The organism is Paraburkholderia tuberum STM678, assembly GCF_902833905.1.
Classification (GTDB): domain Bacteria; phylum Pseudomonadota; class Gammaproteobacteria; order Burkholderiales; family Burkholderiaceae; genus Paraburkholderia; species Paraburkholderia tuberum.
In genome coordinates this window covers 131,656-147,114 of record NZ_CADFGP010000012.1, presented here as the reverse complement: position 1 = coordinate 147,114, position 15,459 = coordinate 131,656, and the positions used below count along the sequence as shown (strand labels likewise).

Here is a 15,459-nt window from a genome sequence, read left to right as displayed (position 1 = left end):
CTATACATTCCGCCTAACCGTCGAAAACACCTGGGGCCATTCAAAAATGCGAAACGACTTTCTCAAACCGGTCGGCCAGAATGGATCTTCCTTGATTAAACCGAGGACCTGCTCCGGCGTTTCCGCCTCGACCACCCACAGGCCGCCTGCACCGGTGCCGTCAGCCGTGTCGATCAGCGGTCCGGCCTGCAGAAACGCCGCCTTGTTTTTTTGAAGAAACGCCAGATGGAGTTTCATATTTTCCGCACGAGCAGAGGCAATCGCCTCGTTGTCCTCGAACTGCACACAGTAAATCATTTTATTTTCCCGAATGACGCTATGCTGGACATAGTAGCATCGGTACGGCAGGTTTTACCCGCGCATATTTGCCTGGCAGAATTGCATTAATGCGGGCGGTTGGGATGAACTTTGCGCTGTTCAATCCCATGGATTAGAACCGCAGTCCGTTGAGAAACTGAAACCAGAACTCGCCGGGCGTAGCGGCGGGATCGTTACGCGCTCAACTGGTCGCCGGTTTCCGGATGGAGCTGAATTTGTCTGCAAGCCCTGCCGGTAGATGCTTGTTTAGCCTTTGAAGATAGCGATAACGGTGCCCACGCGGCTGCTAGTGCCGGTATGGCTGTGGCCGTCGTTCCAGAGCTAAAACCAGCGGCTGCCGAGGTCGCCGAATTGAGCTTTCGGATATTGGGGAAACTTGACGTAGCGGTTGAACACGTTGCTGACTGGTTCAAGACGCGCGCCTGGCTGTCGGCCACACCCGCTCCTCAAATTGATCAGGCGGAACCGGCTCCGAATACAAAAAGCCTTGCGCAAAGTCACAACCCACGGCGGCGAGAAAATCACGTTGATCCGTCGTCTCGACCCCCTCGGCAATAACCTGCAATCCCAACTTGTGAGCGAGCATGACCATTGCTTCGCAGAGCGCCTGATTGCCGCCGTCGAAACCGAGGTTCTGTACGAATGAACGGTCGATCTTGAGATAATCGATGTCGAAGCGCTTCAGATAGGCTAAGGACGAGTAACCGGTCCCGAAGTCGTCGATCGAAATCCCGATTCCTGCCTCGCGGAAACTCAGCAACTTCTCGTTCAATTCGGCGTCCAGTAACAGCCCTTCGGTTATTTCAATTGCCACGCTCTGTCTAGGCATGCCTTGCCGAATGAGGTATTCCGACCATTGGATACACACCAGATTGTCCTGGCGAATCTGCACCGGTGAAATGTTGACACTGATCTGAAACGATGGATGAAATCGTCGGCGCCATTGATGCGCCTGGCGCACGGCCTGTTTGAACACCCAATCGCCGATCGGAACGATGAGCCCCGTGTCTTCGGCCAATGCGATGAAATCCAATGGACTGATCGTGCCGCGCACAGGGTGCAGCCAGCGAATTAGCGCTTCAGCTTTGTAAATTTCGCCCGTCGCCAGATTGACGATAGGCTGGTAATAAACACGGAACTGTTCGGCTTGCAGGGCGGTACGTAGATCGCTCGTGAGACGCTGGCGCTTTTCTGCCGCCACTTGCAACTCGGGCGTAAAGTAGTGGAAACGGTTGCGCCCCGCGGCTTTGGCCGCGTACATAGCCTGGTCGGCATTCTTGAAGAGAACATCCAGTTCTGTCCCGTCGTTAGGGTAAAGCGTGACTCCGACACTCGCAGAAATGAAAGCCTCGTCCGGACCAAGCTTGAAGGGTTGGGTCAGCGTGGCGATGATCGTCTTCGCGATCTGTTCGATGCTCCCGGTGTCGTCCAACTCGGGCAGAATCACCGTGAACTCGTCACCGCCAAGTCGAGCGACCGTGTCGAATTCACGCACACACGAGGTAATGCGCCTCGCGGCCTCGATCAGCAGGATGTCGCCCATATCGTGTCCGAGCGAGTCGTTGACCTCCTTGAAGCGGTCGAGATCGATCAGCATCAAGGCCATCGGCCGCCCGGAGCGATGGGACACGCCGGCTTCATGCTCGAGACGGGCATGAAACATCTGGCGGTTCGGGAGATGGGTCAGCGCATCGTAATTAGCCTGTTTCCATATCGTTGCCTCGAATGCCATCCGGTCCGACAAATCACGACCGACCGCCAACACGGAGTTCACCTCGCCCGACGCGTCGATCTCTGGAGTGAGCCTGATATGGCTGCACTGTTCCTGTCCGTCCTTACTGAGCCATCTCAGTTCGAATTGGCGACTTTTCCCGGTTGCAATGGTTTCGCTGATCTTCTTCTCGTAAGCCAGCGCGTTGGCACCGCCCGGTATCTCTGAGGGCCGTTTGCCGAGCGATTCGCGAAGGCTGCGGGCCGCCGAGACACAGAAAGCCGGATTGGCGTAGGTGCGGCGCAGCTCCCGGTCGTAGCGCGTGATCGTGTCAGGTGAATTCTCGATCAACGTGCGCGACTCCTGCTCTTTGGCGACGAGCTCGGCCGTTCGCTCGATGACCGTCTGCTCCAAGGAAGCGTTGATCTCGTTGATCTTCTGGATCTTCTGCCCGATCGCCGCACTCATTCGTTCGAATCTGTGCGCCAATCTGCCCAATTCATCCTTTGCGCCAATCTCACTGCGCGCGTCCATCCATGCCTCCGCCTCTGCGCCTGCATCGCTACCGGTGTCGTCCATCCTTCGCACCAGATCTTTGAGCGGTACAGAGATGCTGTGTGAAATGAAATTGGCGAGGAAGATCGAAAGCAGAAACCCCGAAATGCCCACCAGTATGATCTGATCGCGTACGGACTGTGCCTCCGCCGTCAACTTCTTCTCCGGGATCGTGCTGACCACAAACCATTTTGTGCCGGCGATACCCGTGTATGCAGCGAGATATCGGTCGCCATTCTTGCCATGGAAGTCGACGAAGCCATTTGGCTCGCCGTGCGGATCGGCGTTTGTGATTCTTTCGAGCAGACCCGGTTCAGCCTTTCCGTCGGTGCTCATTGAAGAGCCGTCGGCACGAACAATCAGCTTGTCGCTGCTGGCGTCAAGTACATAGATCTCCGTTCCACTGCCCACGGCGACGTCATTGAAAATCGATGAGAAATACTCGGGGCGAATCACTAGAACCAGATTACCGATCTGCCGATTGTCGCTCTTGTCGATGATGGCGCGCACCATCCCGAGATCTTGCTGACCGGCTCCGTTGTCATAGCTACTCCAGTAGGGCCGGCCATTTCGATCGGGAGCCTGCTGGACCAGATGCACCACACTCCGCGTCAATTGCGCGAACGCCTGGGTGTCCGTGATCCGGTTGTCCTTGTCGAGCAAATATTTCTGGTTGATGAAATCAACCGCGCCGTAGTGCTCCAGGAGCAGTCGGGTCAGATCCTGGCGAGCTTCGCTCTGCTCCTTTTCATTGCCGTGTGCAACGCGGGTCAGCGCGTCTTGAACCTGATCGGAGAGCACCAGAAGGCTGCTCTCCGTCTCGATCTGCTCCATCCGCAACGAGATGTTTTTGGATACCTGTTTGACTACCTCTTTGGAAAATATCTCCGCTTTGTGCTTGAACTCTGCTGTTGACTCCACATACGATATGTAGCTGGAGACAAGTATCGGTATCAGCGAAAGCAGGATGAACGCGGTTATCAGCCGGTAGCGAATTTCGACCCGGCGCAGCAGATCCAACGAGAAGTAGGCGAATGCGCTTCGCAGCCAGGCGATCAGTGGGCTCATTTGTAGTGCATCTTCGCTTCATTCTTAACAGACTCGTCCAGGAGTTTTGCAGCCTGCATTGGCGTGATTTTCCGGAACAGCACATCCTGTATCAATCGATGCAAGCGCTCGATGGAATTGGAGGGTAGAAACGAATAGTACGGGCTGCCGGTCACGGCATAGCGACTGACCATGTTCGTGTAGTCGACAATCTTCTGATCGCTCACCACCATGCCCGGGAACTGCTTGAATGGGGAAATGTTCTGGCGCTTGATCTGGAGGATGGAAAACCCCTGCCCAGCGACGAACTCGAGAAAACGCATTGCCGCGGCCTTGTTGGGCGTTTCCGACACCGCAAACCCGGTTTCGCTGCCGATCACGGGCACCACCTGCTCGCCTGGCGCGTTCCAGGGCGGGATGAGCACGCCAACTTCAAAGGGATTGCCGTGCAGCAACAGACCGGCTGCCCAACTACCGTGAAAAGCCATTGCGACCTTGCCCTCCTTGAATAGCCGTATGCCATCATCGTAGCCAGTTGTCATGAACGATTCCTGTACGAAACCCCGTTCCGGCATCAGCCTGATCCTGGCGAAAATATCCGCTACCTGGGGGGTGTTCAAATCCAGCGTGCCATCGCTGATTTTGTCCTTCCAGTCTGGCTCGCGCGCAACCACATTGTTAGCAAAGCCTGAACTGAAGGGGCCGTTGCCGAGCATATTTGGGAAGCCGCCGTTCCACATTATTGGCGTATAGCCCGCACGTTTGAGCTGTTCGCAAACCGCCAGGAATTCGTTGAAATTGGTCGGCAGCTCCCTGATTCCCGCCTTCGCAAACATGTCCTGGTTGTAATAGATCAAAGTCGTAGCCATTCCCCCCGCTATTCCAAAGTGCCTGGATTGGCGACTGGTCCAGTCCTTTTTGAGAGGATCGAGCATGTTGTTCCAGGCGGATGTCTTGCTAACGTCGGCGAGGAGCCCTTGATCGGCCAGGTCGGCCGCGTAGGCATTCGGGTTGATACTCACCAGATCGGGCAAGTTGCCGGAGGCGATCCGCGGCTTGATATTTTCTTCCACCGAATTGCCAATCATGAACTGCACATCCACGTGTATGTCCGGATTCAGCTTGCTGAATTCGGCAGCAATCTGAAGCATTTCTTCCGGCCAGTCAGGAGCCCAGACCAAGGCGGTGATGGTGGTACTGGCCGGCCCGCTCGTGCTCGAAGAATCGTGGTCTCGCTGATGGCAACCGCACAACGAGAAAAGAATGAAACAGGCCAAGACCGACAGCAAGGAGCCAAACTCAGTTTGTCGCACGTGGGGTTCACTTTTTCAGGTTCGGCATGGATTGGGCGGCCCTCGGCAGAGGCTATGGGCGCATTCGATGGCAAACCGGTGAAACTTTCATCGCGGTCGAATCACTTGCATAACCATGGCGGCGTCCCAGCAGCGGTAAGTTGTGACGAAGCCCGGCATGCCGCTGCGCATTTCATCACATGTCTTTCTCGCTGCCGGCCGATCTTTTGTCATCGACGACGCCTATCGATCGGCACCGGAATGTTTATAAAACAGGGCTGCTTAGAGCTCTTGACGGGTTGGCACTCACACGGCATATCGGCAACAGACGCAGATACTTTAACTGAAGGGAACGCCTGTACTTCCGGTCGTCCGCTCAGGGCCGATGACCCGCCGAGCGACTGGCAGGAATGGATCGCCGCTGTAGTTTGGAAGCTGCCGAATATGTGGTGATGGGTTCACGGTCGGCTTGGGGTCGATTTGACGCAATCGCGGACCACCTTACTCCTGCAAGGGATGTCGACCGCCCGGATCAATCACGAACTGTGGCAGCAGTCGTTCACCGACCTCGCATAGTTTTCATTTCCTGTGACACTGGACACACGTTTACGTGTTAACCCTAAAAGTTCCATCGATTTATATCAATTTTCGCAACAAACATTACCTATCTCACCAGTTACTCTGTCCAGTTCGCCAAATTACAATGCAATCACTGACTACGAACAAGCAAGTTCGCAGCAAGATAAAACCCTGAACTGGAGGTAAGTATCATGAAATCGCTGATTCAAGCCGTTGTCATCGCCGTCGCTGTCGCCGCTCCGGTCGCCGCGTTCGCGCAAGCCAACCAGCCCGTGACCCGCGCTCAAGTGCGCGCCGAGCTGATCCAACTGGAAAAGGCCGGCTATCAACCTGGTCACGCCGACCCGCACTACCCGGCTGACATCCAGGCTGCGCAAGCCCGCGTCGACGCGCAAAACGGCGTCGGTCAAGCCGCTACCGGCTTCGGTGGTGTGTTGAGCGGTACGTCGCAAACGAGCCATGCGGCTCCGACGAGTGGCCCGAAGTCGGTCTACTTCGGTCAGTAAGCGGTAGGTGGCAGGCGGTTCGTCAAGCGCAGCTGTGTGGCCACGAAGCCCTACGGCGAAACGAACCGCGAGCACTTCCAAATAGCGCGTCCTTGCGACGCGCACCCCGATTCAAATGAACTGGCCCGCGACTCGGGTATCTCCGAGCGCGGGCCAGTTCGTATGTGGTTACCTCCGTCATCGGGCTCCCGATGACTTCGCCCAGGCCTTCACGGTCTGGGCGCTTTTTCGCGCCGCTCTGCGTGCGCCGCGATGAATTCTCGGCTGCCCGCGCTCAGTCGCGTGCGATCAGATTGCCGACCTGGCCGCGCCCGGTCACGAGGCAACTCGACAGGAAGCTCTCGCTCTGCGCGCTCGCGCCAGCGTCACCAAAGCCCTTTTTCAACGCGTCCGATTTGACGAGCGCCGCGCCCTCGTGACACGTAATCGTGCCGACCTCGCCCGCCTGCGCACGCATCAAGGCCCGATCCGCCATTAGATAGCCAAGCAAAAGCACCAACGCAATATTGAACGCTTGTCGCATGGGTCGCCTCCTTTTCGAAGAGACTAACGTGAAGCGCGAATGCAGTGGCCTGGGGCTTTCCCGATTGTTGAAGATTCAATGATCCAGAATAAATCGCGACTACTGCGGGCGATTCGTAGTGCATTGAAGCGATTCAGTTTTATTCGATGCGCGTGACTGTGCGCGCAACCGTAGGCGTTTACGCCTACAGCCGAGTCTCGATCCGCGCGATGCGGCTATTGATCGCATGGCGCACCAGCGCATTCGACGGCACCAGCAGCAGCGATGACGCGATGATCCGATACACGTCATGGCGCGTCACCTTCGACACTTTCGCCGGATCGAGCCACGCGTCGTTATCCGCGAGCAGCAGTAAGGTGTCGAGGCCGATGAGGATCGGCCACAGGCAGGCGAGCCGCAAGCGCACCGCGCTCACCGGAATCGCGAGCGTATAGTCGAGCGCCGCGCGGAAATGATCGAGCGTCTTGCGCAGCAGTTCGACGAGCAGCGGCCGCGCGCGCATCGAATTGGCCGGTTGCAACAGATCGCGCGCGCTCAGACCGTGGCGCTCGAGCATGCTCTGCGGCAGATAGCAGCGGCCGATGCGCAAATCTTTTCCGCAATCGCGCAGCACGTTGGTCATCTGCAATGCCTTGCCGAAACGCACGCCACGCTGCTTCATCGTGTCGGGTTGTTCTTTCAGCGTGCCTGGCATGTGCGCGTAAGTCATCGTGGTCCAGAACTCGCCGACGCAGCCCGCGACCAGATACGTATAGCGATCGAGTTCGTCGTATTCGCGCAGCGCCGCGATCTGGCCGGAGCGTTCGTCGGGGAACGTGCGTAGATCGAATTCCATGCCCTCGGTCAGCGTCGTGACGATCGCGCGCACCGAGTGGCAGTCGGACTCGCTCAGTTGCGCGAGCACGTCGAGCGCGGGGCTCAACGATTCGAGCAGCAGCTTTTCATCCGACTGCGCCTGCTGACCCGCGACTTCCGCGGCGATGCGCTGGAACGGCGCGCTGTCGACGGCCACGCCATTGACCTGATCGCGCAACGCGAGCAGCAATTCGAGGCGTTGGCCTGGCGCGATCAGCGAGGTGTCCGCAATCGTATCGGCAGCGCGCGCGAGCAGATACGCAAGGCCGATCGGATCGCGCATGCCGATGGGCAGCACGCGCAGCGTCAGATAGAAGGAGCGTGAAACGCCTTTCAGGAGCGGGCCGAGAAGAAAGGCCCGGGTCGGATTCGGCATGGGTTGGATCGGTTGGCAAATAGGCGGGTGTAAGCCCGCTGGGATCAGGCGCTGCCGAATTGTATACGGCGCGGCGCGTCACCCGGTACACCATGAACCAGCATCAGAAGCCGTCCGCCGAAGCCGGCGCCACTCGCAGCCCTCGTTCGAACCTGCACCTGACCTATGTGGTCGGCAGCCTCGACCGAAGCCTGCGGCGCCGTATGAGCGAAGCGCTCGCCTTTCCGTTTCATTGCATCGGTTTGCAAGTTCGACCGGCCACCGCACTTCACTCCCCCTCATACCGCATGCACCGGCTCCTCGCCGCCGGCCTTTTTCGCCCTCTCACGCCGCCATGTCGAGCACACGCCGTTCGCCGGGCACGCGTTGCCGGATAGACTCCCCGCATTTCACGCCGCGGGAGACTGTCGCTCGCGATCGGGAATGGGGATTGCTGCCCCAACGGATTTGAGCATAGGACGGTTACGACCAGGCCGTCGCTCGCACTTTGAACGACACATCGACAATGACTACCGACGCATCCAACACGTCCCGCCCGTCCGACGCGGCGCGACCTGACGCGGCCCGGCCTGACGCGGCGCGACGCAATGTCGAAACCGGCGTGCCCGGTTTCGACGAGATCCTCGGCGGCGGTCTCGTGAGCGGTGGTGTCTATCTACTGGAGGGCATGGCCGGCGCCGGCAAGACGATCCTGTCGAGCCAGATCGGTTTTCATCGGGTGCGGCAAGGCGAGAAAGTGCTGTACATGACGCTGATCGCCGAATCGCACGACAAGCTGCTCGGTCACCTGAAAGGCCTGAGCTTTTTCGACGAAGCCGCGGTCGCGCAGCAGATGCTGTTCGTGTCCGGCTATCACGAGCTGATGCAGGACGGCCTCGACGGTTTCCTGAAGCTGATCGCGTCGAGCATCTACGACTACCGGCCGAGCCTGATGATCATCGACGGCTTTCGCAGCGCGCGCGAATTCAGCGAAACCGAGCTGTCGCTGTCGAAGTTCATCCACGAGCTGAACGCGCTGGTCGCCGCGATGGACTGCACGACACTGCTGCTCGCGCCGCTGTCGGGCAACGAGTCGCATCCCGAGCACACGCTGGTGGACGGTCTGATCGAGCTGAACAGCTATCACGACGGCATGCGGCGCGCGCGCGAAATCGAAGTGCACAAGATGCGCGCGCGCGATCATCTGATGGGCAAGCACTTCTTCCGCATCGCCGGCAGCGGGCTGCTGATGTTCCCGCGCCTCGAAGCGCAGTGCGCGGAGCAAGCGGGCCCCGTCGATCTGAAAGCACGGCTCGGCTTCGGCTTGTTGCACCTGGACAACCTGCTCGGCGGCGGCTTCGCGCAAGGCGCGACGACCACGCTGATCGGCCCGTCGGGCGTCGGCAAGACGCTGCTGTGCCTGCAGTTCCTCGCGGCCGGTCTCGCACGCGGCGAGCGTTGCGTGTATCTCGGCTTCTACGAGAGTCCGCAGAGACTCATCGGCAAGGCCGAAGCGGTGTCGATCGCGCTTGCCGATGCGTGGCAGGACGGTCGTCTGATGGTGCTTTGGCACCCGGCGATCGAACTCGCGGTCGATGAAATCGCGTCGAAAGCGCTCGCCACCGTCAAGCAGACCAGCGCGACGCGCATCGTGATCGACGGCGTCGAGGGCTTTCGCGATTCGGCGTTGCGTACCGAGCGCTTCGGCCTGTTCCTCAATGCACTGCTGCATCAGTTGCGCGAAGCGACCGTCACGACGCTCGTCACCGAGGAACTGCCGCTGTACAGCGATCCGGGTCACGCGAAGGCCGTGCGCGTGTCGGCGTTGACCGAAAACCTCGTGCTGCTGCGCTACGCCGAGACCGAAGGCGGACTGCGGCGCGTGATTTCGGTGGTGAAGCAACGCGAAAGCGCGCACGACACGTCACTGCGCGAACTGTCGATTTCGTCGCAAGGACTCGACGTGATCGACGGCTCGCCCGGCGCCGCGGGCATCCAATCGACGCCGGGCCTGTCGGCCACGCTGCAATTGGGGCGAAAAACCTAGCCGCCCATGAAAACCATTCTGGTGGTGGACGACGAGTTCGACATCCTCACGGTGTGGCGGCTGCTGCTGGAACGACACGGCTATGCGGTACGGACGGCGTCGAACGGCTCCGTCGCGCTCGAACTGGTCCGTTCGAGCCGGCCCGATATCATCGTGTCCGATTGCATGATGCCGGTCATGTCGGGCCTCCAGTTGTGCACGACGCTGTATGAGGACCCAGAGCTGCGCGAGATTCCGATCATCCTGTGCAGCGCCGCATCGGACATTCCGGTGCAGCCGAATCCACATTTTGCCTACGCGCGCAAGCCGCTTTCGTTCGACCAGCTGCTGGCGATGCTGGTGCGCATGGGCGGTTGACGGCCGCCCTTCCTCCCCCCGCCTTCTCTGCCCCTTTCCCCCGCTAAAACACAGCTTGAGACGCTCGCGCCATTTGTCGAGCGTTTGCAGCGTTCTGCGATTCTCCGTTGCCTTTTACAGTACGCCATCGATCGCGCATGGCCAGCAACCCGCAGCGCGACGCAACTTTCGGAGGTCGTCATGAACAGCAATCGTGGTGCGGTTCCCGCTGGCTTCTTGAGCATCGCGGTGGGCTCGTTGGCGCTGGCCAACCTGTGGCGCGTCGCAATCCGCCTGTGGCACTTGCCGGCCGTCGCCGGCAGCGTGGTGACGATCGCGGCGCTCGCCGTCTGGGTCATCATTCTGTTCGCCTACGCGCACAAGTGGTTCGCACGGACCGACGACGCACGCGCCGAACTGAATCATCCGGTGCAGTCTTCGTTCGTCGCGCTCGCGCCGATTTCGACGCTGCTTGCCGCGCAACTGCTGCAGCCGTACGCGCATACCCTCGCGCTGACGCTGTACGGCATCGCGGCGATCGCGCAACTTGGGCTCGGCGTCTATCTACAGGGCAAGCTGTGGCAAGGCGGCCGCAAGCCCGAACTGACCACGCCGGCGATCTATCTGCCGACGGTCGGAGCGGGCTTCGTCGCGGCGGCGAGCTCGGCCGCATTCGGCTTCCATCAACTGGGCGAGCTGTTTTTCGGCGGCGGCATGCTGGCGTGGCTCGCGCTCGAATCGATGATCCTGCATCGCGCCGCCGTGCATGAACCGCTGCCCGAAGCGCTGCGCCCGACCCTCGGCGTGCAACTCGCGCCGCCAGTCGTCGGTGGTGTCGCGTATTTGAGCCTCACCAGCGGCACGCCCGACCTGTTCGCCTACGCGCTGCTTGGCTACGGTCTCTATCAGGCGCTGATGCTGCTGCGTTTGCTGCCGTGGATCCGCCAACAGGCATTCGTGCCCGGCTACTGGGCGTTCAGCTTCGGCGTAGCGGCGTTGCCGACGATGGCCCTGCGTCTCGTCGAACGCGGCGCGACGGGTCCGATCGAATTCGCGGCACCGGTTCTGTTCGTGGTGGCGAACGCGATCATCGCGATTCTGGTCGTGAAGACGCTTCAGCTGCTCATGCAAGGCAAGCTGATGCCGCCCGTGGCGGCGAGTTCGACGGCGGCGGCGCCGGTCACGCAAGTCACGACGGCCGCGCGAATCGCCCGGGTTCAATAAGCTGCGGGCAGCGACCGAACGCGGCGGCGACGCGCAAAGCGTCCCGCCGCGTTTTTGCGTTTATGTCAGAACCCGTGCAACGATACGACGATCAACGCAGCCGCGACGATCGCGACCACGTCCTCGATCAACGCCGCGGGCGCATCGCGCCCGAACATGCTGGCGAGCGAACTGCGCACCTTCGCGCCGCCGAGCGTGCCGATCACCGCGCCTACCGCGCCGACCACCGCGCCCACCACCCCGACGATCATGCCCCCCGCCAGGCCGCCATGCGCGCCGCTAATCGCCGCGCCGCTCAGCGCACCGAGCACGATTCGCGCGCCGAACTGCAGCGGCACCTTGCGGCTCGGCGTTTCGGGCAATTGATCCGTGATCAGTTCGATGACCGCCAGCACGGTGAAGATATACGGCGTGGCCGCGAAGCCGAGGAAGGCAAGCGACGTGCCTTGCAGCGGCAGCCATCCCAGACGCGCGGCCCAGCTGACGGCGGTGGGGGCGATCATCGAGCGAAGGCCGGCGACGACGCCAATCAGCAAGGCCAGAACATACACGGACATAGCGGACTCCCGATCGAGGGCAATGATGCAAGGTTGCACGAGCCGACGGCTTACCTGGACGAACGTCGGCAGAACATGTCGAGCATTCCATCTGGACAGTCAACTTCTCACCACCTACATCGAGGCAATCCGCGGCGGCCGTTCACCGTCGCTCACAATTGCCGGCTCTTCATTGCCGACTCGCCACCGCGCGTCTGGCGCGGCGCCGGGCATGCGATTGCCCCCGTCGATGTGGCCCTAGTGTCGCACAATTCGACTAGCGAATAAGAGACAGGGAGTCAGCGAAGTGGGCCGATGGTGATAAGTTAGCCCACTCACAAGAAAATCTTGTATCTGCACCATGAGACCGTATCTTCCGCTCAACGCGCTGCGCGCGTTCGAATCGTCCGCGCGGCATCTGAGCTTCACGCGCGCGGCGCAAGAGCTGAACGTGACCCAAGCCGCGGTCAGCCAGCAGGTCCGCTCGCTGGAGGAGCGGCTCGGCACCGCGCTATTCAAGCGTTTGCCGCGCGGCCTCGCGATGACCGACGAAGGGCTCGCGCTGCGCCCCGTGCTGTCCGACGCGTTCGATCGTATCGAGGCGGTGCTCAAGCAGTTCGACGGCGGGCATTTTCACGAGGTGCTGACGGTCGGTGTGGTCGGCACGTTCGCGCTCGGCTGGCTGATGCCGCGCCTGAAGTCGTTTCGCGACGCGCATCCGTTCGTCGAGCTGCGGCTGCTGACCAATAACAACCTCGTCGACCTCGCGACCGAGGGCCTCGATTTCGCGATCCGTTTCGGCGACGGCACCTGGCCCGGCTCGCTCGCCACCAAACTGCTCGACGCGCCGCTCGCGCTGCTCTGCACGCCCGAGATCGCCGCGCGCCTCGCGCGGCCCGACGATCTCGCCAACGAAACGCTGCTGCGCTCGTACCGCATGGACGACTGGATGAACTGGTTCGCGGTCGCGGGCATCGCGCCGCGGCCGGTGCGCGGACCGGTGTTCGATTCGTCGCGGTTGATGGTGGAAGCGGCGATACAGGGCGCGGGCATCGCGCTCGTGCCTGCGTTGATGTTCGAAAGGGAGATCAATACCGGGCGTCTGGTGCGCCCGTTCGACGTCGAGGTCAAGGCGGGCAGTTACTGGCTGACCTGCCTGAAGGGCAAGCCGATGACGCCGGCGATGTTGCTGTTCAGTCAGTGGCTCGCCACGGAAGCGGCCACGGCGGGTCACGCATGAGTTTCTACGCGGCCGTGCGGCAATACCCGTTCATCGCGGGCCGCTCGGCTTGCGGCGGGAACACGTTCCACGAACCGTCGCCGTGGCGGAAGAAGAAAATCGACAGCAATCCTGCCGGCTTCAACGCCTGCACACATACATAGCGTTGCTGCTGCGACGCGCGATGGCAGAACCGCACCACGCGCGCGGGCATCGACGGCGTGGGCGCGAGCCATTTGTCGACGGCCCAGTGCAAGCTTTTTTCTGCGGCTACCATGATGTTCTCCTCGAATCGTCCCGTTCCCGACGCGCTGCGTTCACGCGACTTGCGCGAGTTGCGCCACGCGGTGTTCGTTCCTCGCCCCGCTCTCGACAAACGCCTTCACGAGGCACAGCAGTGCGCGCATGCCCGTGCTCGGATGGCGCAAGCAGCAATGCACCTGTTCGCTGCGGCTTTCGCCGAGCAGACACCACGCGCAGAAGTGTTCGCAGTTGTTGGTCAGCAGGCGATAGCGGTTTTCGCCGAGGCGGGAGCGCGCGCGGCGCACCGCATCGGCGCCGACGTAGATCGCGCTCGGCGTGGCGCGAACCGACAGCGAATGGCCGGCGGCGAAGCGCGCGAGTTCGACTTCCTCGACCGGTCCGGGATGCGCGGAGGCCGCAAAGCCCGAGTAGTGCACGACGCGGCCATTGCCGACATAGATGCCGTGATGTTCGTAGCCGTTGCGTTGCGTGACCAGGTGCGCGCCGATCGGCAGATCGATCGTCGATGATGCGGTGTCGCAAGCGGCTGCGGATTGCGGGTCGTCGTCGCGTGTATCGAGCGTTTGGGTGTTCATGGCTGGCCTCGTTCGCATTTCCAACACTGTTGCGACAGCTTGTGCATCATCCGGGCCAGGCGCCGGAAAACCCCTGTTTACAGGGTTGACGGCCGATCGAGCGGTTTTCTGAAGAGGAAGATGTCAGGACGGGACCAACAGAAATCGCGCTGATCTGTTGGTGTGCGTCGCTCATTTGCGAGTCGTGTCGCGGGTTGATTTCAACTGAATGGAGAACCCGTGGGACCCCGCCGAATGTGTTGGGTCTCACACCTGTTCGAATGTGGGCTTGTTGGCCGCGAGCCGACCGATCGCGTCGACCGCGTTCGTGGTAAAACCGCGCAAGCCGCGCCAGTCAATGCGCCGCGGGCTTCGCGTCGAATCCGCCCCCGATTGGCATGGCCTTTGCAGCGTCTGGTGCAGAGTCCATTCAGCCGCGCGCATTGCGCACGCGGCCAACCGGAGAACGACATGTCCTGCATCAAATTGAACGACCTCTCGCTGAACCTCGCGCTCGATCGCAAGGCGATGGCGGCGATTCGCGGTGGCGGCGGCGCGCCATGGATCTATGGCTGGATTCAGCCGTACGTGCCGCAAACGCCGAGCATTGGGCCGGTGGTCAATCTGTACGAGGTCTCCAACAACTTCTATGCTAACCAGATGATCAACCAGTTCCAGTCGGTCGACGTACGCAACACCGGCGCGAACGCGAACCTCACCGTGTCTCCCGACGCACGCAACCGAAACGATATGGTGTAGCCGTTGTGACATGCGAGAGCCAATTTCGCTGGACGTCGTCCGCGCGTTCCGACACGGGACGGGTCCGCGAAATCAACGAAGATGCCTGCCTCGACGAGCCCGAAGCGGGACGCTGGGCTGTCGCCGATGGGATGGGCGGTCACGCGGTCGGCGACGTTGCCAGCCGCACCGTGATCGACGCGTTGACTCAGCTGGCGGCGCCGCACGGCCTCAGAATGCTGATCGCCGATGTACGCACGCGTCTGCAAACCGCGAACCGTCAATTGCGCGACGAAGCCGCGCGCCGCCAGGTGCAGCGCATCGGCAGCACCGTGGTCGTGCTGCTTGCATGCGATCGCTTCTGCGGCTACGTGTGGGCCGGCGACAGCCGCATCTACCTGTACCGCGCGGGGCAATTGCGGCAACTGACGCGCGATCACAGCCAGGTCGAGGAGCTGCGCTCGCTCGGCGTCATCACCGACGAAGAGGCGCGCCATCATCCCGCGCAGCACATGATCACGCGCGCGGTCGGGGCAACGGATTCGCTCGAACTCGACGACGACGCGATCGAAGTCGCCGACGGCGACGTGTTCCTGTTGTGCAGCGACGGTCTCAGCAACGAACTGAGCGACGACGAGATCGCCGCCGTGCTGACCACGGCGGAGCGCGAAAACGCAAGTTGCGAACTCGTCGACCTCGCGCTCGCGCGCGGCGGGCGCGACAACATCACCGCAGTGGTCGTCGAAGCGCAGGACCCGAATGCCGCGGACAAGACCTTGCTGAACCCGGCGCCTTGATGA

General features: G+C 61.1%; 15 protein-coding genes. 7 read left to right on the top strand and 8 right to left on the bottom strand.

Annotation, left to right across the window (positions count from 1 at the left end):
• The 3 genes from HWY30_RS13290 to HWY30_RS13280 all read right to left on the bottom strand — a co-directional run bounded on the left by HWY30_RS13290 (position 1) and on the right by HWY30_RS13280 (position 4,884).
• Positions 1 to 285 (bottom strand): YciI family protein, encoded by a 285-nt coding sequence (locus HWY30_RS13290; protein ID WP_244144900.1) that lies wholly within the window; start codon positions 283 to 285, stop codon positions 1 to 3.
• 442 nt (positions 286 to 727) lie between these two features.
• Positions 728 to 3,652 carry a bifunctional diguanylate cyclase/phosphodiesterase gene (locus tag HWY30_RS13285; protein WP_090807540.1) on the bottom strand — a complete coding sequence of 975 codons (2,925 nt, stop codon included), beginning with the start codon at positions 3,650 to 3,652 and terminating at the stop codon, positions 728 to 730.
• Positions 3,649 to 4,884, bottom strand: coding sequence for an ABC transporter substrate-binding protein (locus HWY30_RS13280; RefSeq protein WP_279613285.1), 1,236 nt, complete (start codon positions 4,882 to 4,884; stop codon positions 3,649 to 3,651). Before HWY30_RS13280 ends, HWY30_RS13285 begins: the two co-directional genes overlap by 4 nt.
• An 809-nt stretch (positions 4,885 to 5,693) precedes the next feature.
• On the opposite strand from HWY30_RS13280, the gene HWY30_RS13275 reads away from it, so the two are divergent.
• Positions 5,694 to 6,008, top strand: a complete 315-nt coding sequence (locus tag HWY30_RS13275; protein WP_090807544.1) for a DUF4148 domain-containing protein — start codon at positions 5,694 to 5,696, stop codon at positions 6,006 to 6,008.
• 274 nt (positions 6,009 to 6,282) lie between these two features.
• Here HWY30_RS13275 and HWY30_RS13270 read toward each other — a convergent pair whose 3' ends face one another.
• Both HWY30_RS13270 and HWY30_RS13265 read right to left on the bottom strand, forming a co-directional pair.
• On the bottom strand, positions 6,283 to 6,531 hold the full coding sequence (locus HWY30_RS13270) for a hypothetical protein (RefSeq protein ID WP_090807547.1): 249 nt from the start codon (positions 6,529 to 6,531) through the stop codon (positions 6,283 to 6,285).
• 184 nt (positions 6,532 to 6,715) lie between these two features.
• Positions 6,716 to 7,762 (bottom strand): phytoene/squalene synthase family protein, encoded by a 1,047-nt coding sequence (locus tag HWY30_RS13265; protein ID WP_090807549.1) that lies wholly within the window; start codon positions 7,760 to 7,762, stop codon positions 6,716 to 6,718.
• Between the two features lie 505 nt (positions 7,763 to 8,267).
• Between HWY30_RS13265 and HWY30_RS13260 the strand changes: the two genes are divergently transcribed.
• The 3 genes from HWY30_RS13260 to tehA all read left to right on the top strand — a co-directional run bounded on the left by HWY30_RS13260 (position 8,268) and on the right by tehA (position 11,348).
• Positions 8,268 to 9,788, top strand: a complete 1,521-nt coding sequence (locus tag HWY30_RS13260) for an ATPase domain-containing protein (RefSeq protein ID WP_244144899.1) — start codon at positions 8,268 to 8,270, stop codon at positions 9,786 to 9,788.
• Positions 9,789 to 9,794: 6 nt separating this feature from the next.
• Entirely contained in the window at positions 9,795 to 10,145 is a 351-nt protein-coding gene (locus tag HWY30_RS13255; RefSeq protein ID WP_090807552.1) for a response regulator, read from the top strand.
• 180 nt (positions 10,146 to 10,325) lie between these two features.
• Positions 10,326 to 11,348 carry a dicarboxylate transporter/tellurite-resistance protein TehA gene (tehA, locus tag HWY30_RS13250; protein WP_090807554.1) on the top strand — a complete coding sequence of 341 codons (1,023 nt, stop codon included), beginning with the start codon at positions 10,326 to 10,328 and terminating at the stop codon, positions 11,346 to 11,348.
• Between the two features lie 65 nt (positions 11,349 to 11,413).
• Here the strand turns inward: tehA and HWY30_RS13245 are convergent, their stop codons facing one another.
• Positions 11,414 to 11,905, bottom strand: a complete 492-nt coding sequence (locus HWY30_RS13245; protein WP_090807556.1) for a DUF4126 domain-containing protein — start codon at positions 11,903 to 11,905, stop codon at positions 11,414 to 11,416.
• Positions 11,906 to 12,245: 340 nt separating this feature from the next.
• Here HWY30_RS13245 and HWY30_RS13240 point away from each other — a divergent pair, with 340 nt between their 5' ends.
• Positions 12,246 to 13,124 (top strand): LysR family transcriptional regulator, encoded by an 879-nt coding sequence (locus tag HWY30_RS13240; protein ID WP_090807558.1) that lies wholly within the window; start codon positions 12,246 to 12,248, stop codon positions 13,122 to 13,124.
• 4 nt (positions 13,125 to 13,128) lie between these two features.
• On the opposite strand, the gene HWY30_RS13235 is transcribed toward HWY30_RS13240, so the two are convergent.
• Positions 13,129 to 13,380, bottom strand: a complete 252-nt coding sequence (locus HWY30_RS13235; protein ID WP_090807560.1) for a hypothetical protein — start codon at positions 13,378 to 13,380, stop codon at positions 13,129 to 13,131.
• Between the two features lie 40 nt (positions 13,381 to 13,420).
• The gene (locus tag HWY30_RS13230; RefSeq protein WP_090807562.1) at positions 13,421 to 13,942 is read right to left on the bottom strand and encodes a lecithin retinol acyltransferase family protein; all 522 of its coding nucleotides are present in this window, start codon (positions 13,940 to 13,942) and stop codon (positions 13,421 to 13,423) included.
• Between the two features lie 450 nt (positions 13,943 to 14,392).
• Here HWY30_RS13230 and HWY30_RS13225 point away from each other — a divergent pair, with 450 nt between their 5' ends.
• Both HWY30_RS13225 and HWY30_RS13220 read left to right on the top strand, forming a co-directional pair.
• On the top strand, positions 14,393 to 14,680 hold the full coding sequence (locus tag HWY30_RS13225) for a hypothetical protein (protein ID WP_090807566.1): 288 nt from the start codon (positions 14,393 to 14,395) through the stop codon (positions 14,678 to 14,680).
• Between the two features lie 5 nt (positions 14,681 to 14,685).
• On the top strand, positions 14,686 to 15,456 hold the full coding sequence (locus HWY30_RS13220; RefSeq protein WP_090807568.1) for a PP2C family protein-serine/threonine phosphatase: 771 nt from the start codon (positions 14,686 to 14,688) through the stop codon (positions 15,454 to 15,456).
• Positions 15,457 to 15,459 lie beyond the last annotated feature (3 nt).

Excerpts from the sequence above, each read along its gene's own strand:
- HWY30_RS13285 (WP_090807540.1), bottom strand. The coding sequence starts at position 3,652 with ATGAGCCCACTGATCGCCTGGCTGCGAAGCGCATTCGCCTACTTCTCG.
- HWY30_RS13275 (WP_090807544.1), top strand. The coding sequence starts at position 5,694 with ATGAAATCGCTGATTCAAGCCGTTGTCATCGCCGTCGCTGTCGCCGCT.
- HWY30_RS13270 (WP_090807547.1), bottom strand. The coding sequence starts at position 6,531 with ATGCGACAAGCGTTCAATATTGCGTTGGTGCTTTTGCTTGGCTATCTA.
- HWY30_RS13265 (WP_090807549.1), bottom strand. The coding sequence starts at position 7,762 with ATGCCGAATCCGACCCGGGCCTTTCTTCTCGGCCCGCTCCTGAAAGGC.
- HWY30_RS13260 (WP_244144899.1), top strand. The coding sequence starts at position 8,268 with ATGACTACCGACGCATCCAACACGTCCCGCCCGTCCGACGCGGCGCGA.
- HWY30_RS13255 (WP_090807552.1), top strand. The coding sequence starts at position 9,795 with ATGAAAACCATTCTGGTGGTGGACGACGAGTTCGACATCCTCACGGTG.
- tehA (WP_090807554.1), top strand. The coding sequence starts at position 10,326 with ATGAACAGCAATCGTGGTGCGGTTCCCGCTGGCTTCTTGAGCATCGCG.
- HWY30_RS13245 (WP_090807556.1), bottom strand. The coding sequence starts at position 11,905 with ATGTCCGTGTATGTTCTGGCCTTGCTGATTGGCGTCGTCGCCGGCCTT.
- HWY30_RS13240 (WP_090807558.1), top strand. The coding sequence starts at position 12,246 with ATGAGACCGTATCTTCCGCTCAACGCGCTGCGCGCGTTCGAATCGTCC.
- HWY30_RS13235 (WP_090807560.1), bottom strand. The coding sequence starts at position 13,380 with ATGGTAGCCGCAGAAAAAAGCTTGCACTGGGCCGTCGACAAATGGCTC.
- HWY30_RS13230 (WP_090807562.1), bottom strand. The coding sequence starts at position 13,942 with ATGAACACCCAAACGCTCGATACACGCGACGACGACCCGCAATCCGCA.
- HWY30_RS13225 (WP_090807566.1), top strand. The coding sequence starts at position 14,393 with ATGTCCTGCATCAAATTGAACGACCTCTCGCTGAACCTCGCGCTCGAT.